Source organism: Rhizobium sp. WW_1, from assembly GCF_003610155.1.
GTDB lineage: Bacteria > Pseudomonadota > Alphaproteobacteria > Rhizobiales > Rhizobiaceae > Rhizobium > Rhizobium tropici_A.
In genome coordinates this window covers 254428-277948 of record NZ_RAIN01000001.1, presented here as the reverse complement: position 1 = coordinate 277948, position 23521 = coordinate 254428, and the positions used below count along the sequence as shown (strand labels likewise).

Annotated in this window: 23 protein-coding genes; 4 read left to right on the top strand and 19 right to left on the bottom strand. The window is 61.7% G+C overall.

From position 1 onward, the window contains the following. Window positions 1-50: 50 nt before the first annotated feature. Window positions 51-488, bottom strand: coding sequence for an NUDIX domain-containing protein (locus tag BJ928_RS01310; RefSeq protein ID WP_047627212.1), 438 nt, complete (start codon window positions 486-488; stop codon window positions 51-53). Between the two features lie 162 nt (window positions 489-650). Between BJ928_RS01310 and BJ928_RS01305 the strand changes: the two genes are divergently transcribed. Together BJ928_RS01305 and BJ928_RS01300 are read left to right on the top strand one after the other, a co-directional pair. Further along, window positions 651-971 carry a YnfA family protein gene (locus BJ928_RS01305; RefSeq protein WP_047627211.1) on the top strand — a complete coding sequence of 107 codons (321 nt, stop codon included), beginning with the start codon at window positions 651-653 and terminating at the stop codon, window positions 969-971. A 43-nt stretch (window positions 972-1014) separates the two neighbouring features. Next, window positions 1015-1779, top strand: a complete 765-nt coding sequence (locus BJ928_RS01300; RefSeq protein ID WP_047627210.1) for an SOS response-associated peptidase — start codon at window positions 1015-1017, stop codon at window positions 1777-1779. Between the two features lie 75 nt (window positions 1780-1854). Here BJ928_RS01300 and BJ928_RS38680 read toward each other — a convergent pair whose 3' ends face one another. From BJ928_RS38680 to BJ928_RS01275, 6 genes are all read right to left on the bottom strand, one after another. Beyond that, entirely contained in the window at window positions 1855-1995 is a 141-nt protein-coding gene (locus tag BJ928_RS38680) for a hypothetical protein (protein ID WP_183079348.1), read from the bottom strand. Between the two features lie 327 nt (window positions 1996-2322). Continuing rightward, entirely contained in the window at window positions 2323-3183 is an 861-nt protein-coding gene (pssA, locus tag BJ928_RS01295) for a CDP-diacylglycerol--serine O-phosphatidyltransferase (protein ID WP_047627209.1), read from the bottom strand. Window positions 3184-3304: 121 nt separating this feature from the next. Beyond that, window positions 3305-4003 (bottom strand): phosphatidylserine decarboxylase, encoded by a 699-nt coding sequence (locus tag BJ928_RS01290; RefSeq protein WP_047627208.1) that lies wholly within the window; start codon window positions 4001-4003, stop codon window positions 3305-3307. A gap of 410 nt (window positions 4004-4413) precedes the next feature. After that, on the bottom strand, window positions 4414-5112 hold the full coding sequence (locus BJ928_RS01285) for a phosphatase PAP2 family protein (protein WP_047627207.1): 699 nt from the start codon (window positions 5110-5112) through the stop codon (window positions 4414-4416). Between the two features lie 129 nt (window positions 5113-5241). Beyond that, window positions 5242-7128, bottom strand: coding sequence for an ABC transporter ATP-binding protein/permease (locus BJ928_RS01280; RefSeq protein ID WP_047628709.1), 1887 nt, complete (start codon window positions 7126-7128; stop codon window positions 5242-5244). Window positions 7129-7332: 204 nt separating this feature from the next. Beyond that, a complete protein-coding gene (locus BJ928_RS01275; protein ID WP_047627206.1) occupies window positions 7333-9399 on the bottom strand; it encodes a LysM peptidoglycan-binding domain-containing protein in 2067 nt (688 codons plus the stop codon). A 156-nt stretch (window positions 9400-9555) separates the two neighbouring features. Here BJ928_RS01275 and BJ928_RS01270 point away from each other — a divergent pair, with 156 nt between their 5' ends. Then, window positions 9556-10179 (top strand): TIGR00730 family Rossman fold protein, encoded by a 624-nt coding sequence (locus BJ928_RS01270; RefSeq protein ID WP_047627205.1) that lies wholly within the window; start codon window positions 9556-9558, stop codon window positions 10177-10179. A 28-nt stretch (window positions 10180-10207) separates the two neighbouring features. Here the strand turns inward: BJ928_RS01270 and rarD are convergent, their stop codons facing one another. From rarD to radA, 11 genes are all read right to left on the bottom strand, one after another. Next, window positions 10208-11119, bottom strand: a complete 912-nt coding sequence (rarD, locus tag BJ928_RS01265) for an EamA family transporter RarD (RefSeq protein WP_047627204.1) — start codon at window positions 11117-11119, stop codon at window positions 10208-10210. 108 nt (window positions 11120-11227) lie between these two features. Next, on the bottom strand, window positions 11228-12844 hold the full coding sequence (gene cimA, locus BJ928_RS01260) for a citramalate synthase (RefSeq protein ID WP_047627203.1): 1617 nt from the start codon (window positions 12842-12844) through the stop codon (window positions 11228-11230). 45 nt (window positions 12845-12889) lie between these two features. Then, on the bottom strand, window positions 12890-13849 hold the full coding sequence (gene pip, locus BJ928_RS01255; RefSeq protein ID WP_047627202.1) for a prolyl aminopeptidase: 960 nt from the start codon (window positions 13847-13849) through the stop codon (window positions 12890-12892). Beyond that, window positions 13846-14322 carry a GFA family protein gene (locus BJ928_RS01250; RefSeq protein WP_047627201.1) on the bottom strand — a complete coding sequence of 159 codons (477 nt, stop codon included), beginning with the start codon at window positions 14320-14322 and terminating at the stop codon, window positions 13846-13848. Before BJ928_RS01250 ends, pip begins: the two co-directional genes overlap by 4 nt. Then, window positions 14315-14806: a GFA family protein gene (locus BJ928_RS01245; protein ID WP_047627200.1), complete on the bottom strand. Its 492-nt coding sequence runs from the start codon at window positions 14804-14806 to the stop codon at window positions 14315-14317. The genes BJ928_RS01250 and BJ928_RS01245 overlap by 8 nt, the downstream gene beginning before the upstream one ends. After that, complete coding sequence (locus BJ928_RS01240; RefSeq protein WP_047627199.1) at window positions 14803-15282, bottom strand: GFA family protein; 480 nt, start codon at window positions 15280-15282, stop codon at window positions 14803-14805. The genes BJ928_RS01245 and BJ928_RS01240 overlap by 4 nt, the downstream gene beginning before the upstream one ends. Then, window positions 15279-16670 (bottom strand): cysteine--tRNA ligase, encoded by a 1392-nt coding sequence (gene cysS / locus BJ928_RS01235; RefSeq protein WP_047627198.1) that lies wholly within the window; start codon window positions 16668-16670, stop codon window positions 15279-15281. The genes BJ928_RS01240 and cysS overlap by 4 nt, the downstream gene beginning before the upstream one ends. 224 nt (window positions 16671-16894) lie before the next feature. Then, window positions 16895-17635: an SDR family NAD(P)-dependent oxidoreductase gene (locus BJ928_RS01230; RefSeq protein WP_047627197.1), complete on the bottom strand. Its 741-nt coding sequence runs from the start codon at window positions 17633-17635 to the stop codon at window positions 16895-16897. Window positions 17636-17715: 80 nt separating this feature from the next. Then, window positions 17716-19200, bottom strand: a complete 1485-nt coding sequence (gene purF / locus BJ928_RS01225) for an amidophosphoribosyltransferase (RefSeq protein ID WP_047627196.1) — start codon at window positions 19198-19200, stop codon at window positions 17716-17718. 164 nt (window positions 19201-19364) lie between these two features. Beyond that, entirely contained in the window at window positions 19365-19988 is a 624-nt protein-coding gene (locus BJ928_RS01220) for a CvpA family protein (protein WP_047627195.1), read from the bottom strand. A 91-nt stretch (window positions 19989-20079) separates the two neighbouring features. Continuing rightward, on the bottom strand, window positions 20080-21483 hold the full coding sequence (radA, locus tag BJ928_RS01215) for a DNA repair protein RadA (RefSeq protein ID WP_047627194.1): 1404 nt from the start codon (window positions 21481-21483) through the stop codon (window positions 20080-20082). A gap of 153 nt (window positions 21484-21636) precedes the next feature. On the opposite strand from radA, the gene BJ928_RS01210 reads away from it, so the two are divergent. Beyond that, window positions 21637-22272, top strand: a complete 636-nt coding sequence (locus BJ928_RS01210) for a LysE family translocator (protein ID WP_047627193.1) — start codon at window positions 21637-21639, stop codon at window positions 22270-22272. Between the two features lie 47 nt (window positions 22273-22319). Here BJ928_RS01210 and alr read toward each other — a convergent pair whose 3' ends face one another. After that, the gene (gene alr / locus BJ928_RS01205) at window positions 22320-23483 is read right to left on the bottom strand and encodes an alanine racemase (RefSeq protein ID WP_047627192.1); all 1164 of its coding nucleotides are present in this window, start codon (window positions 23481-23483) and stop codon (window positions 22320-22322) included. Window positions 23484-23521 lie beyond the last annotated feature (38 nt).

The following is a 23521-nucleotide window of genomic DNA, read 5'->3' as shown; positions in this document are numbered from 1 at the left end:
CGGGAACAAGGCGGGGCGGGTGGTTTCCACGCCGATATTGCTCAGCATCGTTAATTTCGGGGCCGGGCTTCAGCTTTTGCGGCCACAAGCCGCTCCACGCATTCGAGCACGCTGGCCGGAACGGGCAGGGTGCGCACCTCCTCCAGCGTGTACCAGCCGATGGCGGCGGCATCGTCGGCGGCTTCGGCAACGGCATCCTCGTCGGCATCAACGAGGAAGACCGAGAGCAGAAAGTGGCTCGTCAGCGTTCCGTCCGACGCATGGGAGCGAAGGTCGTAGGTCTCGAACAGGCGGGGATTGCGGGCGATAATGCCGGTCTCTTCCTCGAATTCGCGCAACGCCGCGTCGGCCGGGGTCTCGCCTTCTTCGGCCCGCCCGCCCGGAAAGGCATACATATCGGCGGATGGCGGGTTGCTGCGCAAGACAAGCAGGAAGCGGCCGTTGCGTTCGAGAATGGCGGAGGAGGCGGGACGGGGAATGGAGGTCATGGATCGCTTTGCATTCGGACGGGGAGATCGATGTGCGGGGGCAAGAAGCCACCGGCGACCAACCTCTACAGGAAACGACGCTTGCTGTCCTCCGGGAAAGCCCCTTAAGTCGCTCCCGACTGGGGCAACGATTCGTATGCCGACTATTGGGGGCGATCGGGGATGATCTACGGGTTATATGTTTTGGCGGCGCTCGCCGAAATCGCCGGCTGCTTTGCATTCTGGGCATGGCTGCGCCTGGCAAAGTCTGGCTGGTGGCTGGCACCCGGTCTGGTATCCCTAGCACTCTTTGCCTGGCTGCTCGCCTTGGTGCCGAGCGAGGCGGCCGGACGCACTTATGCGGCGTATGGCGGCGTCTATATCGTCGCATCCATTCTCTGGCTCTGGCTCGCCGAAGGGCGACTGCCCGACCGATGGGATATTTCCGGCGCCGTTATTTGCCTTGTCGGCGCCGGGATCATTCTGCTTGGACCACGCGGCTGAGCTGAGGCTTGACCCGTCGCCCTGCGGGTGCAAAACAAGCCCTATGTGCGGACGTTTCGCTTTGACATCGACGGCAGACCAGGTGGGGGACGCGCTCGGCGTCCTGCTCAATGAAGGCTTTCCCGCGCGCTACAACATCGCGCCGACCCAGCCGATCCTGATCGTCATGTCAGGCAACAAGCAATTGCCGGGCAGCAATCTGCCGGATCGTCGCGTCTTGCTCGTGCGCTGGGGCTTTTTGCCCGAGTGGGTGAAGGACCCCAAGGAGTTTCCGCTGCTGATCAATGCGCGGGCGGAAACGGCAATCGGCAAGGCCTCTTTCCGCGCCGCCATGCGCCATCGCCGCATTCTCGTTCCGGCATCCGGTTTCTACGAATGGCATCGTCCTTCGAAGGAGAGCGGGGAGAAGGCGCAAGCCTACTGGATTCGTCCCCGCAGCGGCGGCGTCATCGCCTTTGCCGGCCTGATGGAAACCTGGTCGTCCGCCAACGGCTCGGAGGTCGATACGGGCGCGATCCTGACGACGGCAGCCAACGGCGCCATCCGATCCATCCATGACCGCATGCCCGTCGTCATCAAGCCGGAGGATTTCGCCCGTTGGCTCGATTGCAAGACGCAGGAACCGCGCCAGGTCCTTGATCTGATGAAGCCGGTTCAGGAGGATTTTTTCGAAGCTGTCCCGGTCTCGGATCGCGTCAACAAGGTCGCCAATATGGGGCCGGAATTGCAGGAGCCGGTCGCGCTCGATCCGGTCAGGACGCCGCCGAAGAAGGCGGAGCCGGATGACGGCCAGTTGAGCTTTCTCTGAGCGGCCGCCATTCGGCGGCCAGCGGACCGGAATGCAGCCTGCCGGCATTGGCCGGCGGCGGACAGTGCTTTGTTCTTAGGCGATCTTCTTCTTGAGAGGCTTGGCCTTCAGCATCAGATGGGCGGCAAGAACGGCTTTCAGGCCGAGCGGGCGGTAATGCTTGCTGGGATCGATCTTTGCCTGCGGTTGTGCCGGCTGGTCTTTCTTTTGCGTCATGTTTCACTCCTCACCATGCTCCCCCGGAGCACTTCGCGATTCACAGTCGAGTAGTGCTTTTTGTCGTAAATCATGACAAATCGAAGGCGTTTGCCAATCAGCTTTTGTAAACAACGACCATATTTCGAGAGATTAGCGCCGAATCCTCGTGTAGAATCCGCACTGCCGCAATGTTTGAATCCGCTGAAATGCCGCATCGAGACGAGCGACCATGCAGCAGGTCGTCAGCGGTCAGCACCCCAATTGATAAGGGAAGCTTACAGACTTGAGGTTGCAGCATGGCATGGCCGGCAGTAGTTCGCCGAGCTGTGGCCGGACTTGCATAGCCTAGATATGCCGGCCGATATCGTCGTTGGAATCGTCGACATTGGGATCGCCGGGACCGTCTATGGTGTAGGTGCCGTATTTCTTCGCCCAGGAGCGGGCGCCCAGGGGCAGGGATAGCAGATAGACAACGACGGTCACGACCATCACGTGCCACGTATAGCTCATCAGCAGCGCCACGTAGACGACGATGCCGAGCATGATCGGCAGGACGAGGTCGCGTCTGATGCCGTTGCCTTCCGATTTGCCGGACCAGACGGGTAGACGGCTGACCAGCAGGAAGCCAATCACAACGGTGTAGGCCGCGCCCCAATAGGCGAAGGTGCGGTCCGGCGTCAGTCCGAGAAAGCCGAGATAAACCGGCGCGAGCACGAGCATGGCGCCGGCGGGTGCCGGTACGCCGACGAAATATTCCGACTGCCATGACGCCTTGTGTTCGCGCTCGGCCATGACGTTGAAGCGGGCCAGACGAAGGCCGGCGGCGATCGTATAGATCAGCGCGGCGATCCAGCCCAGCGAATGCGCCTGGTCGAGCAGAAAGACGTAGACGACGAGCGCCGGAGCGACGCCGAAATTGACGATATCCGCGAGCGAATCCATCTGCGCGCCGAATTTCGAGGTGGCCTTCATCAGCCGTGCGACGCGCCCGTCGATACCATCAAGGAAGGCGGCAACCAGGACCGCCGCCACGGCAAGCTCGTACCGGCTTTCGAAGGCGAGGCGAATACCCGTCAATCCCGCGCAGATCGCCAGAATAGTGATCATGTTCGGCACGATCAGCCGCAAGGGGATTTCCCTGAGGCGCGGTCCTCGCGCTTCATCATTGGGCCCATGCGGCTCGAAAGGCGGAAAAGGCGTCTTCATCTCGCTCGTGTTCCTAGAGCAATTCCAGCAAAAATGCGAAGCAGGTTTGCGTCCGGAATTGCGTGAAAACAATGATATGGAGCATTTCCGCGACACTGTCCAAAGCGGAAATGCTTCAGGTTCAGCTGCGGCGGCTAATGGTTGCGCCCTTTGCAGAGCCGAATTCGGCAATGACGGTTTCGCCCGCGATCGCCCGCTGGCCGACGGCAACGCGCGGCGAAGCGCCTTCCGGCAGGAAGACATCGAGGCGCGAACCGAAGCGGATGAGGCCGATACGCTCGCCGGCATCCAGCGGTTCGTTCGGGTGGACGAAGCACAGAATGCGGCGGGCAACCAGACCGGCGATCTGCACGACGCCGATTTCGCCGTGCTTGGTTTCGATCACCAGGCCGTTGCGCTCGTTCTGTTCGCTGGCCTTGTCGAGCTCGGCATTGAGGAAGCTGCCCTGGCGATAGGCGACATTGGTGATGCGGCCGCGCATCGGCGAACGGTTCACGTGGCAGTCGAAGACGTTCATGAAGATCGAGACCCGCAGCATCGGCTGGCTGCCGAGATTGAGCTCGGCCGGCGGCACCACCATCTGCACGCCGGAAACCTTGCCGTCGGCCGGTGATATCGCGAGATCGTCGTCCTGCGGCGTCATGCGCTCGGGATCGCGGAAGAAGTAGGCGCACCAGAGCGTCAGGATCAGGCCGATCCAGAAGAGCGGCTTGAAGATCCAGCCGAGCACCAGCGACGCGACGAAGAAACCTGCAACGAAGGGATAGCCTTCCTTGTGTACGGGAACGATGACGTTGCGTACGCTGTTCAATAAGCTCATCTATGGCCTGCTCCGTTAGGGCAATCCCGGCGGGAACCAGATTTCCGGTCGCCGGACGAGATCGTGCCAGTCAAAAGAATGAGAACAAGATAAGCGGTCTTGCTCTGATTACCAGTTGAGGGTGACTACAGGCAAACTCCGTCATGGGCAATGCTTTCGCGGGCTCGCCCCCAGCGCAATCCGCGCGAAAGCAAGGCGAGAACTATCTCCGGTTGAGGATATGGTTCAAGGTAGCCAGTGCAAGCAGCAAAAGCGAAGGCCGCCGGTGGAAGCGGCGGCCCTGTATGCCCTGCAGTGATCTCTAGCAATTCCAGAAAAAGTGCGCGGCGATTTTTCGCCCGGAATTGCGTGAAAGCAAAAAGATCGGGCGGTTCAGAGAGCCCGTGAAAGGCTGAACCGCTCTGACTGGATCAGAGGCCGAGAGCGGCGCGCAGCTCCGCCTTGGCGCCCTCGTATTCGGTCTTGTAGTCGTCATGCGTCATGATGGTTTCGGCGATGACGGTGCCTGCAATGCGGCCGGCTTCGATGTCGGAGGCGTAGTGGATGCCGCCGACGACGCGGTTATGACCATATTCCCAGGCGCGAGCCATGATGACCGCGCGCTTTTCCGGCACCATTTTGGCAAGCACGATGCCCATCAGCGTGCCGACCGTGGTATGGCCGGACGGATAGGAGCCGGACTTGGAGAGGGGCACGATCGGCTTCACGAGGTCGCTGTAGAGATGCGGGCGCGGACGCTTCCAGACATCCTTGGCGGGGTCGACGACGGCGCCTTCTGTCTCGACGACGCGATCGAAGAAGGCCGAGAACTTCGGCAGGTTGTCCTTGGTGAATTTCGGATTGTCGATGACGTCGGAGAAGCGCCAGACGTTCTCTTCGGCATCGGCGACGGCGCGGGCGGCCATTTCCGGCGTGCGCGTCACCTGGATCGTCAGGATTTCGCCAAGCTCTGCCTTCATCTGCGCGGAATCATTGGCGGGCGGCGGCGGCAGCAGATCGAGGAGATTGATTTCCTTGGCGTCGGCGAATGGCTTTGCATCGTCGGCGAAGACGGGCGTGGCGAGGCCGACGACGAGCAAGAGGCTGAAAGCTTTGGCAAAACTACGCATTTGGGGCTCCCTTGATTGTGAGAGCCGTACCTAGCAAGCTGTTGTCTCAGCCTCATGACAACCGCCGGTGCATAATCGACGTGCCCTGATTTCCGCGAGCGACCGCACGCCGCGATCCTTCGCGAGATCTCAGCTTGCCGGTGCCAACCGGTTGACGACACCCAGATCGTCGTTTTCGCGCACCTGCTTCAAATGCTCTTCGGCCTGCGTTGCCTCGCGCTGGCGGCTCCACATCGAGGCGTAGAGCCCGTTCTGCGCCAAGAGATCGGCATGGGTGCCGCGCTCGGCGATGACGCCGCTCTTCAGCACGATGATTTCATCCGCGCCAATCACGGTCGAGAGCCGATGCGCGATGACGAGCGTCGTGCGGTTCTTGGAAACGACATCAAGGGCGGTCTGTATCTCGCGCTCCGTCGTCGTATCCAGCGCCGAGGTCGCCTCGTCGAGGATCAGAACCGGCGGCGACTTCAGGACGGTGCGGGCGATCGCCACGCGCTGCTTTTCACCGCCGGACAATTTGAGGCCCCGTTCGCCGACCTTGGTCTCGAAGCCTTCTGGCAGATGGCGGATGAACTCGCCGATCTGCGCGATTTCGGCCGCAGCCGTCACCTCCGCCTCGCTTGCGCCCGGCCGGCCATAACGGATGTTGTAGGCGATCGTGTCGTTGAAGAGCACCGTATCCTGCGGCACCATGCCGATCACCTTGCGCAGGCTCTTCTGCGTCACCTTATGCAGCTCTTGTCCGTCAATGGTGATGGTGCCGCTTTGCACGTCGTAGAAGCGATAGAGCAGGCGCGATAACGTCGATTTTCCGGCCCCCGAAGGTCCAACGACGGCAACCGTCTTGCCGGCCGGCACTTCGAAGGAAATCCCCTTGAGGATCGGCCGCGCCGGATCATAGGCGAAATGCACGTCCTTGAACGAGATGGCGCCGCTGGCAATGACAAGTTCCTTCGCATCGGGCGCATCGACCACTTCGGGCTTCACTTCGAGCAGATCGAACATCTCCTCGATATCGGTGAGCCCCTGGCGTATTTCGCGGTAGACGAAGCCGATAAAGTTCAGCGGCACGGAAAGCTGCAGCAGCATGGCGTTGATGAAGACGAAGTCGCCGACCGTGTGATGTCCGTTGAGGACGGACCAGCCGGACATGACCATCATGACCGTCGTGCCCAGGCCGAAAATCACGCCCTGGCCGAAGTTCAGCCAGCCGAGCGACGTCCAGACGCTGGTGGCGGCCTTCTCATAACGCGCCATCGACTGATCGAAGCGCTTGGCCTCCATCTCCTCGTTACCGAAATATTTGACGGTTTCGAAGTTCAGAAGGGAATCGATCGCCTTCGTATTTGCGTCCGTATCGCTGTCGTTCATGGTCCGGCGGATGGAGATGCGCCAGTCGCTGGCCTTCACCGTGAACCAGATATAGAGCCAGACCGTGACGGCCGTCACGGCGAGGTAGGAAAAGCCGTAGCCGCGCCAGAAGATGATGGCGGTCAGCAGGAATTCGATGAAGGTCGGAAACGTGTTGAGGATCGTGAAGCGAACGATCGTCTCGATGCCTTTTGTTCCGCGCTCGATGATGCGCGAAAGACCACCCGTCTTTCGCTCGAGATGGAAGCGCAGCGACAGCTCGTGGATATGCACGAAGGTCCTGTAGGCCAGCTGGCGAACGGCATATTGGCCGACGCTCGCAAATAGCGCATCGCGCAGCTGATTGAGGCCGAGCTGGATAAGGCGCGTCACGTTGGTGGCGATGATCAGGGCGACGGCGCCGACCATGAAAGCCGGCAGGATGCCCTGCATGTCGAGCTTGCCGTTCAGCGCATCGACGGACCATTTGAAGAAATAGGGAACGAGCAGCAGGAAGAATTTCGAGATCAGCAGGAAGACCGTGGCCCACACCACGCGCATCTTCAGGTCCATTCGGCCGGCGGGCCACATATAGGGCCAGAGATTGATGAGGGTGCCTAACGGATTGCTGGAATCCGCCGATATGGTTTTCTTGACGTCTGCCATGTCCGTCTCCGGCCGATTATTGAAGCAGCCGGGTGCGGCAACCATTGCGCAGCCGACTGGGAAACCTTCGCGGCCAGGATAAGGCCATTGGGTGAAGGCGATGAGGGTCGGGCGACGCTTATACTATTTTTATGCCGTATAAAAGCTGCGGCCAGGCGTTGGGTGCGCCTGGCCGACCTGTTGCCCGCAAAAGGCGTTCCGATGCTAGAGATGCTCGCCCGAAAGCCGCTTGCGATGAAGCTCCTCGGCATTCGGCAATGCGTCCTTCGGCAGGCCGAAGACCTGACCCGGCAGAATCCGGTCCGGGTTGTTGATCTTGTCCTCGTTGGCCAGATAGATCGTCGTATAGCGCACGCCGGCGCCGTAGACGCGGCGCGAGATCTGCCACAGCGTATCGCCGCGACGGATGATGACGGCATTGCTATCCTGCGACAGCGGCGCCTGCTCGATCGTCTTCGGGCTGTTGTCGCTGGAGGAGACTTCCGCATTCGGCTGCGCCGGCGTCGTCTGGGCAGGTGCAGTGATGACGGCGATCATCCGCTCCAGGCCGGGCAGTGCCGCTCCGACCGATTTCGGGTCCTTCGGCAGAGCGACAAGGGCAGCAAGCGCCCTGGCCGCTGCGCTGGAAGCATCGGCTGCCGCCTTCTTGAGCGCGGCGCTGGCTGCAATGGTCGGGCGGAATTCCGACAGCGACTTCAGCGCGATTTCCGTGCCGGATCGGGCGGCCGCGAGTTCTTCCGCATTCGGTTGCTTGCCGTCGGTGAAGAGGCCCTTGAGCAGCGCGAAAGCCTTGCCGGCACCTTCCTTGAGCTTGGCTAGCTCGCCTTCGTCGAGTGGCACCATGCTTGTCGCAGCCGACTGTCCCTGACCGTTGGCGGCAGCCGGCGTTTGCGCCGCGACCGTCACCTGATTGCCTTCAGGGCGCGTAAAGTTGACGCTGGTGCGCACGACGACCTTGCCGGCGCCATCAAGCACATCGACGCGAATCTTGTGATCGCCGACGGCAAGCGGCATCGGCCCGTCGACGACGAAATGGCCGTCCGCGCCCGCAACATTCTCGCCAATGAGCTTGTCATCGGCATAGGCGCGCACTTTGGCATTCGGCTTGGCGCTACCGGCAACGAAGATGTGGTCGTTTTCGATCTCTACCGCATTGACCATCACGTCCTGATCCGCGTCCGTCTTTGCCGCTGGCGGCGTTGCCGCGCCTGCGGCGGGATTGGCGGATGCGACTACGCTTCCGTCCGGTTGCGGCTTGGCATCCGTCGCGGTTGCCGGCTGATCCATTGCCTTGACCTTGGCGTCGGCTGCCGGTGCATCGTCTCCGCCTGATGTCACGCGGCCCTGCTTGGCCGAAGGCGCGGTAATGATGCGGCTTGCGGTGCCCGGCTTCGAAACCATGGCGAGAAGCTGGGTGGAATCATCCTTCGGCACGGAGATGGTGGCGACTTCCTCGGAATTGACTGATTTGCCGTCCTTGCCCGTGGCGCGCAGCACCAATTCGTGGTCACCCGGCGGCAGTGGATTGTCCAGGACGGCGGCAAAGTCGCCGCTCGGGCCGACATTCGTCGTCGTGACGACCTTTTCGCCGTCGACGATCTCCAGCTTGGCATTCGGCTCGGCGGAGCCGGCGATAACGGTGGAGCCATCGGGCTCGACGCGCAACACGTCGAATGACGGTAGGCGAGGCTTGGCGGCCGCGTCGGTCTCAGGTGCCGGCTGGCCGGTCAGGGCGGCAAAGGCCTTGTCGATCGCGGCGCTGGCTTCGGCGGCGTTGTCGGGAAGCGATTGGATGATGGCGAGCGCCTTGCCGGCGCCGTCCTGCGCCTTTTTCACGAGGCCTGTCGTCGTTGCGTCAACACCTGCGGGCAGCGCGAAACCGACGATCGATTGCAGTGCGGTCATCGCCTTCGTCTTTGCAGCCGTGAAGACATCCTGGGCCGGGGTGCTGCCGTCCTTGAACAGAGCCTTGAGATCGGCAAGCGAGGCGGTTGCCGCACCCGTCAGCCCCGTCAGCTTCTTGGCGATATCAGCGGTGTTGACGGCGGTCGCGACAGCATTCTGCGTGGCCTTGGTGGCGTTCTCGGCGGTTTCGCCGGCCTTCTGCGCGTTTTCGTCGATCGTATTCTTCACCGTGTTGCTGGCCTGATTGACGGCGTCGCCGATCGGGTTCTTGTTACCGTTAATCCGCGGCATCACGAAGAAGACCATCAACAGGGTCGCAGCCACCAACACCAACAGAGCCAGCCAACCGGCACGGTTCTTCATCATCATTCATCTCCACGCGGCGCAGTCGTCGCAACTCCTGAAATTGCTAGCGATTTCGCCTGCTTTTACAAGCTTTCTCAGCCATTTTCGCATGTTCCGACGCAAGTTTTCCGTCGAAAAATCTTGACTGAGCATTTGCAGCATAGTTGTTATGCATCCATGACCGACGATTCCACGCCAATCCGATCCATCTGCGTCTATTGTGGCTCAAGGCCGGGGCGCGATTCTTCCTACATGGCTGCCGGCCGCGAACTGGGCAAAAGCATCGCCGAAAATGGCTTGCGCCTGATCTATGGCGGCGGAACGAAGGGCATCATGGGCGCTGTCGCGAGCGGCGTGCTCTCGCACGGCGGTCAAGTTACCGGCATCATTCCGGAATTTCTTGTCGATATGGAAGCGACGCGCCATTCGCTCGGTCAGCTCGATGAGCTGATCATAACCTCAGACATGCATGAGCGCAAACATGGCATGTTCGAACGGTCGGATGCCTTCGTCGCGCTGCCCGGCGGCATCGGCACCCTGGAAGAGATCGTCGAGATCATGACCTGGGGCCAGCTCGGCCGTCACGAAAAGCCGATGGTCTTCGCCAATATCAACGGCTTCTGGGATCCGATGATGGAAATCGTCCGCCATATGACGGAAGAGGGCTTTATCCACACCGCCCATCGTGTCCAGCCGTTGGTCATCGACAAGATCGCCGACATCATCCCGGCAATCCGCAAGCACGCCGCAGAGACCCGCGGCGACCGTGATGGCGAAGAGGCCGTGATCTCCAAGCTTTGATTAGAGATTTGCTAACCATGTCTGCTGGTTAGCGCGTTCTGCTCTGACGCAGCAGCGACCAGCTGTAGAGGACGAGGCCGGCCCAGATCAGCGAAAAGGCGATCAGCTGTGGCGTGCCGAACGGCTCCTTGAACAGAAAGACGGCGATCAGGAAGACCATCGTCGGCACGATGTACTGCATGATGCCGATGGTCGACATCTTGAGCAGCTTCGCGCCATTGGCGAAGATCATCAACGGAAGCGCGGTCACGAGCCCGCAGCCGAGCAGGAGCGCGGTATCCGAAAGGCCGGTCTGGTAGAAATGGCCTTCGCCACGCGCTTCGAGATAGATGATGTAAAGCGTCGCGGGAATGCAGAGCAGCAGCACTTCGATGAAAAAGCCCTGATTGGCGCCGACGGGCAGCGTCTTGCGGAAAAAGGCATAGAAGCCCCAGGAGAAGGTCAGCGACAGCGCAACCCAGGGCAGGGTCCCGGCCTCCACGGTCAGGATGATGACCGCAATCGCCGCAAGGCAGATAGCGGCGATCTGCGTCGGCGCCAGCTTTTCCTTGAGCAGGATGGCGCCGAGCGCGATGCTGAACAGCGGATTGATGAAATAGCCGAGGGCCGCATCGAGCGAATGGCCGGCGCCGATCGCCCAGACATAGGTTCCCCAGTTGATGGTGACGAGCGTTGCCGTCAGCGATGCCATGGCAATCGTTCGTGGGTTGCGAAACGCCGCCCTGACGTCGCCCATGCGCCCAAGTGCCAGAAGCACGATACCGGCGACCGGAACCGACCAGAAGATGCGGTGTGCGATGACTTCGAAAGCGGGGATATGCGCCAGCGCCTTCATGTAAAGCGGCAGGATGCCCCAGAAGAGATAGGCGGTCATCGCAAAGCCGAAGCCGCGGATAGCGTCGTTGTTCTTGATCTCAGGTTCGACCGCGTCGGTGGCCATGAATTTTCCCGTCACTCTCTGTTATTTGAGAGGGGATTACTCCAATACCTGACGCGTGGCTAATTCATTTCCTTGACGGCATCGTCAAGCTTTTTGATAGGCGGCGGATCACTCCGCCGCGATCTTGCCCGCCATATGCCGGTTCTTCATCAGCTTGTAGATGACGGAATCCATCAATGCCTGGAACGAGGCGTCGATGATATTTTCCGACACGCCGACCGTCCACCAGCGCACGCCGTCGCTGTCGGTGGATTCGATCAGGACGCGGGTGATGGCTTCCGTGCCGCCATTGAGGATACGCACCTTGAAGTCGGCCAGTTCGAGGTCGTCGATCTCGTGCTGGTATTTGCCGAAGTTCTTGCGCAGCGCCAGGTCGAGCGCGTTGACCGGGCCATCGCCTTCGGCAACCGACATGATGGTCTCGCCGTCGATGATGATCTTGACCACGGCTTCTGAGACGATCTTCACGCGGCCGTGGGAATCGAAGCGGCGCTCGACCATGACGCGGAAGCCGTCGATCGCAAAGAATTCCGGGATGGTGCCAAGCGTGCGGCGAGCGAGCAGTTCGAAGCTCGCATCCGCGCCTTCGTAAGCGTAGCCTGTCGCTTCACGCTCCTTGACGAGCTGGATCAGCTGGTCCAGCTTCGGGTCGTCCTTGCCGACTTCAATGCCACGCCGCTTCAGGGCATTGATGAAATTCGACTTTCCGCCCTGGTCGGATACCATGACCTTGCGGAAATTGCCGACGCTTTCCGGCGTCACATGCTCATAGGTGCGCGGGTCCTTCAGCAGCGCCGAGGCATGAATGCCGGCTTTCGTCGCAAAGGCCGACGCGCCGACATAGGGCGCCTGATGGTCGGGAGAGCGGTTCAGCAGCTCGTCGAACGCATGCGAAAGGCCGGTCAGGCCCACGAGCCGTTCGGCGTCGATCGTGGTCTCGAAACGCTCGCTATAGGCTCTCTTCAGCGCCAGCGTCGGGATCAGCGTCACCAGGTTGGCGTTGCCGCAGCGCTCGCCGATGCCGTTCAGCGTGCCCTGGATCTGTCGGACCCCGGCCTCGACTGCGGCAAGCGAATTGGCGACCGCTTGCCCGGTGTCGTTATGGGCGTGGATGCCAAGACAGTGCCCCGGAACGCCGCAGGCGATGACAGCCTCGACGATGGCGCGGATTTCCGGCGGCTGCGTGCCGCCATTGGTGTCGCAGAGCACCACCCAGCGCGCTCCGGCGTCATAGGCCGCTTTGGCGCAGGCGAGCGCATAGGTTGGATTGGCCTTGTAGCCGTCGAAGAAGTGCTCGCAATCGACAAGCGCTTCCTTGCCGGCATTAACGGCTGCCTTGACGCTTTCGGCGATGCTTTCGAGGTTCTCCTCGTTGGTGCAGCCGAGCGCCACTTTGACGTGATAGTCCCAGCTCTTGGCGACGAAACAGATCGCATCCGATTTCGCCTGCAGCAGGCTCGCTAGGCCGGGATCGTTGGAGGCGGAGATGCCGGCGCGCTTGGTCATGCCGAAGGCGACAAAGGAGGCTGACTTTGTACGCTTCTCATCGAAGAAGGCCGTGTCGGTCGGATTGGCGCCGGGATAACCGCCCTCGATATAATCAAGGCCGAATTCATCCAGCATGGTCGCAATCGCAATCTTGTCCTCGACCGAGAAATCGATGCCGGGCGTCTGCTGCCCGTCGCGGAGCGTCGTGTCGAAGAGATAGATTTTTTCGCGTGTCATACTGTTTCCTCCGGCGAACCGGTCATTGATACTGGGGCGGCTGGCCTATGCTTTGCCTGCAAACTTGTCCGTCGCGCGAACCAGTTGATCGAGAATGCCCGGCTCCGACGAGGCATGGCCTGCGCCTTCGATCAGATGAAATTCTGCTTTCGGCCAGGCCTTGTGCAGTTCCCAGGCATACCGTGCCGGGCAGGGCATGTCGTAGCGCCCATGAACGATGACGCCGGGAATATCCTTCAACTTGTGCGCATCGCGCAGCAACTGGCCTTCCTCGAGCCAGCCGGCATTGACGAAAAAATGGTTCTCGATGCGGGCGAAGGCGTGCGCGAATTCCGCATCTTCGAACTGCGTGCTGACGGATGGCTCCGGCAAAAGGGTGATCGTCTCGCCTTCCCAGATCGACCATGCCTTGGCGGCCTCCAGGCGGGCAGCCTTTTCGGGATGCGTCAGCAGCCGGTGATAAGCGGCCATCATTTCATGGCGCTCTTCCGGTGGGATGGGCGCGACGAAGCGCTCCCATTTGTCGGGGAACATTTCCGAGACGCCGAACTGATAGTACCAGTCGAGTTCGGCTCTCGTCAGGGTATAAATGCCGCGCACGACCAGTTCGGAAACGCGATGCGGATGGGTCTCCGAATAGGCGAGCGCCAGAGTCGACCCCCAGGAGCCGCCGAACACAAGCCATTTTTCCGCGCCGGCCATGTCCCGCAGCCGCTCGATATCGTCAACCAGATGCCAGGTCGTATTGGCCTCGAGGCCGGCATGCGGCGTCGACCGCCCGCAGCCGCGCTGGTCGAACAGCGTGACGTCATAAAGCGCCGGATCGAACACGCGGCGATGGTTTGGCGAGATGCCGCCACCCGGGCCGCCATGCAGGAAAACCGCGGGTTTGGCGCCGGGCGTTCCCACCCGTTCCCAATAGATCACATGGCCGTCTCCGACATCGAGATGACCGGAAGCATAGGGCTCGATCTCCGGATAGAGTGTCCGCAGGGCCTCCGTCATATCTTCAACCCCTCGGCCGGCCAGACATCCGTATCGTGATCGGGATGCTGGAAGGAAATGATCTGTTCCTGCCGCGCGTAGAAATCCGGGTCCAGATGGACGGGCTTCTCGAAGATCGTCTCCACCCAGGGCAGGCGGTAGGCATGGTTGACCTGGACCTGCGGGGCGAGATCGTCGCGCTCGTCGAAAGCACCGATGGCGATTTCGAGGCCACCCGGATGGCGGTAGGTCATCGGCGTCCCGCAGTTCTTGCAGAAGCCGCGGTCGATGTTGACGGAGGACTGAAAATAGGTCGGCGCGCCGCGCGTCCATTCAAGGCCGTCGTCCGGTGCCGTCACCAGGGCGGAGAAGAAGCTGCCGAACTGCTTCTGGCACATGCGGCAATGACAGATCGACGGCCGGCCGAGCTCGCCGCGAATGCGAAACCGCACCGCGCCGCATTGGCATCCTCCGCTTCTGGTAGCTTCACTCATGGCTCTTCTCCTCCGGCCAGGTTTGGGTGTCGTAATCGGGATGTTGGTGATTGGAGAGCCTGATCGATATAGCTCGATCCGAGCCATCCTCATCCGGTTCCATTGGCAGCACGTCGAGTGCATGGAACCAGGGCATCTTTCCCGTGCGGTTCGATTGCGCGACGGGTTGGACCAGCGCTGGTTCATCCAATGAGCCAAGTGTCACATTGATGGAATCCGTGCCGGGCACATCATAGAACAATGGCGTTCCGCAGGTGCCGCAAAAGCCGCGGCGCACAAGATCCGACGAATGAAACCACGTGGGCACGCCGCGCGTCAGCTCGAAATCGCCGCGTCTGGCGCTGCCCAACGGCAAGGCGTAGTTACCGGATGCTTTCTGACACATGCGGCAATGGCAAAGATGCGGATAGCCGAGCGGGCTGGCGGTACGATAGCGAACCGCGCCGCATTGGCATCCACCGCTATGTCCCGCCGTGATTGTCATTTGCCGCTCTCCGGTGGCCATTGCGCGGTATCGTGATCGGGATGCTGGTACGACACAAGTTCGAGCACGAAGGGCGCTTGCTCGGCATCCTCTTCCGTCCGGTGTCCCGGCAGCAAGTGCAATGTATCGACAAAGCCGATCTTGGCTTCCGTACCGTACTGGATGACGGGCGGCAGTTGCGAGGGATCGTCGAAGGCCCCGGCGGCGACGGCAATGCCATCCGGCGCCTCATAGGTCAGCGGCGTGCCGCAATCCCCGCAGAAACCGCGCTTCACATAATTCGATGATTGGAACAGCTTCCGCTCGCCGCGCGTCCATTGAAGCTCGGCGCCACGCGTCGAGACCAGCGGCGCATAATAGGCGCCGAAGGCCTTCTGACACATGCGGCAATGACAGATCGAGGCATCCTTCAGTTCGCCCCGCACCTGGAAGCGAACCGCGCCGCACTGACAGCCGCCGGTGTGGGCTATACTCACCGCTTGACCTCCCAGCTCGTGGTCCGCTCGCCCGTCGCCGCATCCTTGCCGTCCTTGAGCTGAACACCTCTTGCCGTCAGCTCTTCGCGAAGCTTGTCGGCCTCGGCGAAGTTCTTGGCCTTCAGCAACTCCAGGCGCTGGCGCACCTTGGCATCGATCTCCGTGACGACGGCGTCGTCGACCTCTGCCTTCTTCGGCAGCAGGCCGAGAAGATCGGCGCTGGCCGCGAAGACGGGCAGGAGGCTGGCGTCGGCATTGGCGGCTTGCGCCAGTGCATGCAGCGCCTGAATCGCGGCAACCGTGTTCAGATCATCGCCGAGAGCGGCAAGAACCGTCTGATCCGGTGTCGCATCGCTGACGTCCGCCGCCGGCCATTTGGCAATCAGCCGCTCTGCCTCTTCCAGCCGCTTGACGGAAAAGTCGATCGGCTCGCGATAATGCGTCATCAGCATGGCAAGCCTCAGCACCTCGCCCGGCCATGTCCGGCCGCCGAGCTTGTCCGTCTCGAGCAACTCGTAGATGGTGACGAAATTGCCTTCCGATTTCGACATCTTGCGGCCCTCGACCTGCACGAAGCCGTTGTGCATCCAGACATTCGCCATGGTATGCGTGCCATGCGCGCAACGCGACTGGGCGATCTCGTTTTCATGGTGCGGGAAGATGAGGTCCAGACCGCCGCCATGAATGTCGAAGACGTCGCCGAGATAGCGCCCGCTCATGGCCGAGCATTCGATATGCCAGCCCGGACGGCCGCGGCCCCACGGGCTTTCCCAACCCGGCTCGTTCTCGTCCGACAGCTTCCACAGCACGAAATCGCCCGGGCTCTTCTTGTGGGCGTCGACTGCAACACGGGCGCCCGCCTGCTGCTCGTCGAGATTGCGCTTGGAAAGCTGGCCGTAATCCGCCATCGATTTGGTGTCGAACAGCACTTCGCCGGCGGCGCGATAAGCATGGCCCTTGGCGATCAGCGTCTCGATGATCGCGATCATCTGCGCGATGTTGTCGGTTGCGCGCGGCTGCACCGTCGGCTCCAGGCAGCCGAGTGCCGTGGTATCCTCGCGATACTGCCGCTCGGTTTTTTCCGTCACCAGGCGGATCGCCTCGTTCAGCGGCAGGCCGGGATGGTCGCGCAGCGCGCGCGCGTTGATCTTGTCGTCGACGTCGGTGATGTTGCGGACATAGGTGACATGGCTTTCACCATATAGCTGTCGCAGCAGCCGGAACAGCACGTCGAAGACGATCGCCGGGCGTGCATTGCCGATATGGGCGAAGTCATAGACCGTGGGGCCGCAGACATACATGCGGACGTTGTTGCGGTCGATCGGCTGGAAATCGACCTTTTCGCGCGTCAGCGTGTTGTAGAACTTCAATTGCGGCTCGGCGGCCATGTCACTCTCCCAAGGCATAAATCCGAAAAAATACCGTCACCGGCAGGCCGGACGTTTGTCATCTTGGATTTTGGGAGACGAAAACGGCCAGGCCAGCGAAACGCTAGCGAATAATCTTCCGGCAGATAATGCAGATAACCGTTTTCATGGGCGGCTTTATCGCGCGCCGGAAGAATTTGGTCAAGTAGGGAGAAAGCCTCTCGCGCAGCGGGAGAGGCTGTTTTTTATTCCGGCATCCGGTAGTCGACGAGCTTGTTTTCGCGCACGACGAAAAGCTTGCCGGTTTCGGTGACATCGGGACCGACAAGCGGCAGGATCGCCTGGGCGACCGCGCGAGGGTGCGGCAGCGTATCGGGATCTTCGCCGGGCATGGCCTGGGCGCGCATGGCGGTGCGGGTCGCGCCCGGATCGACGCTGGTGACGCGCAGCGGCGTATTCTCCGCTTCGCCGGCCCAGGTGCGCGCCAGCGCCTCGACGGCGGCCTTGGAGGCGGAATAGGGACCCCAGAAGGGCCGGCAGCGATGGGCGGCGGCCGAAGAGAGGATAACGGCGCGGCCGGCCTCGGAGCGCATCAGCAGCGGCTCGACCGAGCGGATCAACCGCCAGGTGGCTGTCACGTTGATGGTCATCACCTTCTCGAAGACCTTGGCTTCGACATGGCCGATCGGCGAGATCACGCCGAGGACGCCGGCATTGGCAACCAGAATATCGAGCTTGCCCCAGCGTTCGAAGATCGAGGCGCCGAGCGCGTCGATGGCATTCATGTCGGCGAGATCGAAGGGGACGAGCGTCGCTGAGCCGCCGGCCGCCTGGATGGCGTCGTCCAGTTCCTCAAGGCCGCCGACCGTGCGGGCGCAGGCAATCACATGCGCGCCCGCCTTGGCCAGTTCCAGTGCGGTGAAATAGCCGATACCGCGCGATGCGCCTGTGACGAGGGCGATCTTGTCCTTGAGATTGACGCTCATGCTGTCTTGATCCGGATATGTTGCGAAGGGATAGGGGCGGGACGCCCCGTCAACCTTTTTGGGGTCAACCGCTTATGAGGTCAACCGTTGCTGGCGAGAACGGAAAGCTTGCGCACGTTGCTGGTGCTCTCCTTGTCGAGCAGGCGTGTCGGATAATCGCCAGTGAAGTAATGGTCGGTAAACTGCGGCTGCGCATTGTTGCGCGGTTCGCCGCCGACGGCGCGATAAAGCCCGTCGATCGACAGGAATTCCAGCGAATCGGCACCGATATAGTCGCACATGGCTTGCAGGTTGCTGTACTGGTTGGCGAGCAGCTTGTCGGCATCCGGCGTGTCGATGCCGTAGAAGTCCGGATGGAAGATCATCGGGCTGGCGACGCGGATATGCACTTCGCTGGCGCCGGCATCGCGGATCATCTGCACGATTTTCACCGAGGTCGTGCCGCGCACGATGGAATCGTCGACCAGCACGACGCGCTTGCCCTCGATGATGGCGCGGTTGGCCGAATGCTTGAGCTTCACGCCAAAAGCACGGATCTGCTGCGTCGGCTCGATGAAGGTGCGGCCGACGTAGTGATTGCGGATGATGCCGAGTTCGAAGGGAATGCCGCTCGCCTGCGCATAGCCGATGGCTGCGGGCGTGCCGCCATCCGGCACCGGTACGACCACGTCGGCGGCAACGGGCGCTTCCTTGGCAAGATTGATGCCCATGTTCTTGCGGGCAACGTAGACGTTGCGGCCGCCGACGACGGAATCGGGGCGAGCGAAATAGACATATTCGAACAGGCAGAGACGCTCGGGCCGGGAAACCTCGGGTTTGCGGGCGTCGATGGTGATCGAACCGTCCGGCTGGATCTCGCAGATGACGACTTCGCCGTTCTCGACGTCGCGAACATATTTCGCGCCGATGATATCGAGAGCGCAGGTTTCCGAGCAGAAGATCGGCTTGCCGTCGAGTTCGCCCATGACTAGGGGCCGGATGCCGATCGGGTCGCGGGCGGCGATCAGCTTCGTGCGCGTCATGGCGAGCATCGAATAGCCGCCTTCCATCTGCCTGATGGCGTCAATGAAGCGATCGGAAGAGGAGGTCTGCTTGGAGCGGGCAATAAGATGCAGGACGACTTCGGTATCCGAGGTCGACTGACAGATGGCGCCGTCCGCGATCAGCTGCCGGCGCATGGTCAGGCCGTTGGTGAAATTGCCGTTATGGGCAATCGCGATGCCGCCGACTTCAAGCTCCGCAAACAGCGGCTGAACATTGCGCAGGATGGTTTCGCCCGTGGTCGAGTAGCGTACATGGCCGATCGAGCGGTCGCCGGGCAGGCGGGCGAGCGTGGCAGGGTCCGTATAGTGATCGCCGACAAGGCCCATCCGCCGCTCGGAGTGGAAGCGCTGCCCGTCGAAGGAGACGATACCGGCCGCTTCCTGGCCGCGATGCTGCAGGGCGTGGAGGCCGAGCGCCGTTAGCGTCGCCGCGTCCGGATGTCCCAGAATGCCGAAGATGCCGCATTCTTCATGCAGCGTATCGCCGTCGATGTCGTCCTCGAAGGAAACGGAATGGTTCATGGCTGCGGGCCTTTGCTCTCAACGTGGGCGGATCGGGGCGGCGTCACGAGTGACCATTAAAATAGCTGAAAATCCGGCCGGAAAAAATATCGGGCCGGATCTTTCATTGTCACGCCGCTCAAATGGCGATTCTCGGGCGGCAGGTCAAGCCTGTAAACGCACCGTCAATTGTTTGTCTGCGGCGCCGGCGCATCGTCAGACGGCGCGGTATCGTTCGGCGCGGCGTTGTCGCCACCGGTCTGCGGCTGCGTCTGTTGCTGCTGGTTCGGCGCGATCTTGTTGATGATCTCCGGCGGCAGCATGGCCTGGACGTTTTCAGGCAGCGCCGACTTCAGCTTTTCGACCATTGAATCGAGGAAAGGCTTGGACTTGGCATTATTGACCCAGTCCGGACGGGCGGCAGGCGCCACCAGCCAATTCCAGAAAGCCACGACGACCACCATCAGGAGCAGGCCGCGAGCGGCCCCGAACAGGAAGCCGAGGGTCCGGTCAAGCGCGCCGATGCGGCTGTCGATAATGAAATCGGCAATCCGGATGGTGATGAAGGAAATGATGATCAGCGCCAGCAGGAAGATGACGGCGGCAGACGCGATCGTCGCGATCTTGGTGTCGGCCTTGTATTGCAGGGCATAGGGAACGAGCAGCGGATAAAGATAGTAGGCGGCGACTGCCGAGCCGCCCCAGCTGACGATCGAGAGGATTTCGCGCGAAAAGCCGCGAACCATGGCCAGAACGGCGGAGAAGAGAAGAACGCCGATAACAATACCGTCGAAAATCGTAATGGGCATTTATAATCCACTTCAAGACTTGCCGGACCTTATGGTCGGCATCGGCCTCAATCATGAGCCTCTTCTTCGCCAAGAACGGCTGAAGTAAGGCTCAGTCCTCGTCTTCCGCGCGCTTGAGCGCACCCTTCGATCCAGCAATGCGCGCCACCAGATCCGGCAGGCTGTCGATCTCGCTCCAGCGTCCGCCATTGACCTTCGGCAGATCGGCGGAAGCGGCAGGCAGGACAGCCCCGGAAAATCCCAGCTTCTCGGCTTCCTTGAGGCGCTGGGCGGTGTGCGCAACCGGCCGGACGGCGCCCGACAGGCTGACTTCGCCGAAATAGACGCAATCGGCGGGCAGAGCAAGACCGGCCAGGGAGGAAACCAGTGCAGAAGCGACGGCAAGGTCCGCGGCCGGCTCGGAAATACGGTAGCCGCCGGCAATATTGAGGTAAACATCGTGCTGGCCGAGCCTGACGCCGCAATGCGCTTCCAGAACGGCGAGAATCATCGAAAGGCGGGCCGAATCCCAGCCGACGATGGCGCGGCGCGGCGTGCCGAGCGATGTCGGCGCGACCAGCGCCTGCACTTCCACCAGTACCGGGCGCGTACCCTCGATACCGGCAAAGACAGCTGCACCCGGCGACTTTTCGTTGCGTTCTCCAAGGAAGAGTTCAGACGGATTGGGCACATCGCGCAGCCCGGCGTCGGACATTTCGAACACGCCGATCTCGTCGGTCGGGCCGAAGCGGTTCTTCACCGTGCGCAGGATGCGGTAATGATGACCGCGGTCGCCCTCGAAATAGAGGACGGCATCGACCATGTGTTCGACGACGCGCGGTCCGGCGATCTGGCCGTCCTTGGTAACGTGGCCGACCAGCACCATGGCGGCCCCAGTCTGCTTGGCAAAGCGGATCATCGCCTGGACGCCGGTGCGCACCTGCGTGACCGTGCCGGGCGCGGATTCGGCAAGCTCGCTCCAGAGCGTCTGGATAGAATCGATGATGACGAGATCCGGCCGCTTGCCTTCCGAAAGCGTCGCCAGGATATCCTCGACATTGGTTTCGGCCGCGAGCAGCACGTCGGTGTCGGCCGCTTTCAGACGCTGGGCGCGCAGGCGAACCTGCGCCACGGCCTCCTCGCCCGATACGTAAACGATCTTGTGCCCTCGGCGGGCGAGTGCCGCAGCCGCCTGCATCAGCAATGTCGACTTGCCGATGCCGGGATCGCCGCCGACGAGAACCGCCGAGCCGCGCACGAAGCCGCCGCCGGTGGCGCGGTCAAGCTCGGAGATGCCGGTATGGATGCGTGGCGCTTCCTCGATCTCGCCCGAAAGCGATGTGAGCGTGACGGGCTTGCCCTTGCGCGGCGTCTTTGCGGGACCGCCGCCGATCCCGCCCATCGGATCTTCCTCGACGATGGTGTTCCATGCGCCGCAACCGTCGCACTTGCCGGCCCAGCGATTGTGGACCGTGCCGCAGTTCTGGCAGATGAATTGTGTGCGGGCCTTGGCCATCGGATGCTGTTCTCGAGTTCAAATGCGTCGCTTTTCGCAGCGAATCGCGATCGGCTGACAGATAATGTCTTTCCCCGCCTATCAAAACTAATGATTTCCGTATCAATGGCGATCGTGTCAGTTTTTATGCCGGGTTTTTATGGATGATGACGAATGTTTGACTATTCGCTTGCGCACTGGATCGGATTTCTCACCGCCGCGATCCTTCTTAACTTGTCGCCGGGGCCGGATCTCGCCTACATTCTCGGCCATACGATCAGAAGCGGCATCCGCTCCGGCTTCGCGGCGCTGTTCGGAATCTGGACCGGGGCGTGCCTGCATGTGCTGATGGCGGCCGTTGGCCTGTCGGCGATCCTCGCCGCATCTGCGATGGCCTTCTCGGCAATCAAATGGGTTGGCGCCGCCTATCTGATCTGGCTCGGCATCCAGGCGCTGCGCTCCAAGGGCGAGGGGGCATGGATCAAGGAGGCTGGCAACGCTTTGCCCCTCAGCCGCCTCTATCGCCAGGGCATCATGGTTTCGTTGCTCAATCCGAAGATGGCGATCTTCTTTCTGGCCTTCCTGCCGCAATTCGTCGTTGAAGGCGCAGGCCCCGTCTGGGCGCAGCTTATGCTGCATGGCAGCCTGATCATCGTCGTTGCCGCCTTCATCGAGCCGCCGATCATCCTGCTCGGTGGTCGCCTCAGCGAAGCCTTGAGGCGCAATCGCAGCTTCGGCCTATGGCTCGATCGAGGCCTCGGCTCGCTGTTCGTCGCGCTTGGCGTCCGGCTAGCGATCATGGATCGCTAAAGCATCTCAGGAAAATCAGGCTGCGGCTTTCCATCCGGAAAGCCGGGCTATTCCTCAGCCTCTTCCGAGATATACCGGCGCTCGTGCCGCAGCCCCATGCTGGTCAGCATCTCATAGCCGATGGTGCCGGCAGCCTTTGCGGCCTCGTCCACCGGGATGTTGTTGCCGAAGAGTTCGATATAGTCGCCGGCGCGGGCAACGTTGTCAGGCAGGTCGGTGACATCGAAAATGGTGAGGTCCATGGTGATGCGGCCGGCGACCGGCACCTTATGGCCGGCAATGAAGCCATGACCGCCGGCAACGCCGGTCTGGCGCAGAGGCACGCCGCCGCTCGACTGGCTGCGCATGTAGCCGTCGGCATAACCTGCCGAGACGATCGCCAGCCGGCTGTCGCGGGTCAATTGCAGGGCGCGGCCATATCCCACCGTTTCGCCTGCCTTGACCGAACGGGTCTGGATGATCCGCGCTTCCGCCGTCGCGACCGGACGCATCGGATTGGCCATGCCGGGAACCGCCTCGCCGCCATAGGTGGCGATGCCGGGGCGGGTGAGGTCGAAATGATACTCCGATCCGAGAAAAATGCCGGCCGAATTGGCAAGGCTCGCCTCGATGCCTTCGAAGGCAGCGCTGACCTTGCGGAAGGCTTCGAGCTGCTGCCTGTTCATCGCATTGGCGGGATCGTCACCGCAGGCAAGGTGGCTCATCACCAGAACCGGCGCAAAACTCGCCGGGCGGGAGACGTCGTCGGCAAGCGCGATCGCATCGTCCATCGGCAGTCCGAGCCTGTTGAAGCCAGTATCGACCTGCAGCGCGCAGGGATAGTCGCCATAGTCCGATAGTACCGACATCCAGAAGGTCAGCTGCTCTTCCGAGGCAATGACCGGCACGAGGTCGTTCTCGAAGAACCGGCGCTCCAAGCCCGGCCAGATGCCGCTGAGGACGAAGATGCGTGCCTCGGGTGCATAGAGCCGCAAGGTCGCGCCTTCGTCCGCAGTGGCGACGAAGAAGTCGCGAGCGCCGGCGGCATAAAGGGTTTCGCCGACATCCTCGATCCCGAGCCCGTAGGCATCGGCCTTGACGACCGCCGACGTGCGGGCCTTCCCCGAGCGACGGCCCAGGTCGCGCCAGTTTTCGACGAGCGCGCCGAGATCCACGGTCAGCCTTAGGCCGGCGGAAGCGAAAGCATCATCGTCATCGAAGTTGTCTGTCATGGAGCTGCCTGAACAAGGAAATGGCCGGAGGTGATTTG

Coding starts and splice junctions, on each gene's coding strand:
- cysS (WP_047627198.1), bottom strand. CDS start 16,670: ATGGCCGCCGAGCCGCAATTGAAGTTCTACAACACGCTGACGCGCGAA.
- BJ928_RS01300 (WP_047627210.1), top strand. CDS start 1,015: ATGTGCGGACGTTTCGCTTTGACATCGACGGCAGACCAGGTGGGGGAC.
- BJ928_RS01305 (WP_047627211.1), top strand. CDS start 651: ATGATCTACGGGTTATATGTTTTGGCGGCGCTCGCCGAAATCGCCGGC.
- pssA (WP_047627209.1), bottom strand. CDS start 3,183: ATGAAGACGCCTTTTCCGCCTTTCGAGCCGCATGGGCCCAATGATGAA.
- radA (WP_047627194.1), bottom strand. CDS start 21,483: ATGGCCAAGGCCCGCACACAATTCATCTGCCAGAACTGCGGCACGGTC.
- BJ928_RS38680 (WP_183079348.1), bottom strand. CDS start 1,995: ATGACGCAAAAGAAAGACCAGCCGGCACAACCGCAGGCAAAGATCGAT.
- BJ928_RS01245 (WP_047627200.1), bottom strand. CDS start 14,806: ATGACAATCACGGCGGGACATAGCGGTGGATGCCAATGCGGCGCGGTT.
- BJ928_RS01230 (WP_047627197.1), bottom strand. CDS start 17,635: ATGAGCGTCAATCTCAAGGACAAGATCGCCCTCGTCACAGGCGCATCG.
- cimA (WP_047627203.1), bottom strand. CDS start 12,844: ATGACACGCGAAAAAATCTATCTCTTCGACACGACGCTCCGCGACGGG.
- BJ928_RS01280 (WP_047628709.1), bottom strand. CDS start 7,128: ATGGCAGACGTCAAGAAAACCATATCGGCGGATTCCAGCAATCCGTTA.
- BJ928_RS01275 (WP_047627206.1), bottom strand. CDS start 9,399: ATGATGAAGAACCGTGCCGGTTGGCTGGCTCTGTTGGTGTTGGTGGCT.
- BJ928_RS01220 (WP_047627195.1), bottom strand. CDS start 19,988: ATGCCCATTACGATTTTCGACGGTATTGTTATCGGCGTTCTTCTCTTC.
- alr (WP_047627192.1), bottom strand. CDS start 23,483: ATGACAGACAACTTCGATGACGATGATGCTTTCGCTTCCGCCGGCCTA.
- BJ928_RS01210 (WP_047627193.1), top strand. CDS start 21,637: ATGTTTGACTATTCGCTTGCGCACTGGATCGGATTTCTCACCGCCGCG.
- BJ928_RS01290 (WP_047627208.1), bottom strand. CDS start 4,003: ATGAGCTTATTGAACAGCGTACGCAACGTCATCGTTCCCGTACACAAG.
- BJ928_RS01250 (WP_047627201.1), bottom strand. CDS start 14,322: ATGAGTGAAGCTACCAGAAGCGGAGGATGCCAATGCGGCGCGGTGCGG.
- BJ928_RS01270 (WP_047627205.1), top strand. CDS start 9,556: ATGACCGACGATTCCACGCCAATCCGATCCATCTGCGTCTATTGTGGC.
- BJ928_RS01285 (WP_047627207.1), bottom strand. CDS start 5,112: ATGCGTAGTTTTGCCAAAGCTTTCAGCCTCTTGCTCGTCGTCGGCCTC.
- rarD (WP_047627204.1), bottom strand. CDS start 11,119: ATGGCCACCGACGCGGTCGAACCTGAGATCAAGAACAACGACGCTATC.
- BJ928_RS01310 (WP_047627212.1), bottom strand. CDS start 488: ATGACCTCCATTCCCCGTCCCGCCTCCTCCGCCATTCTCGAACGCAAC.
- pip (WP_047627202.1), bottom strand. CDS start 13,849: ATGACGGAGGCCCTGCGGACACTCTATCCGGAGATCGAGCCCTATGCT.
- purF (WP_047627196.1), bottom strand. CDS start 19,200: ATGAACCATTCCGTTTCCTTCGAGGACGACATCGACGGCGATACGCTG.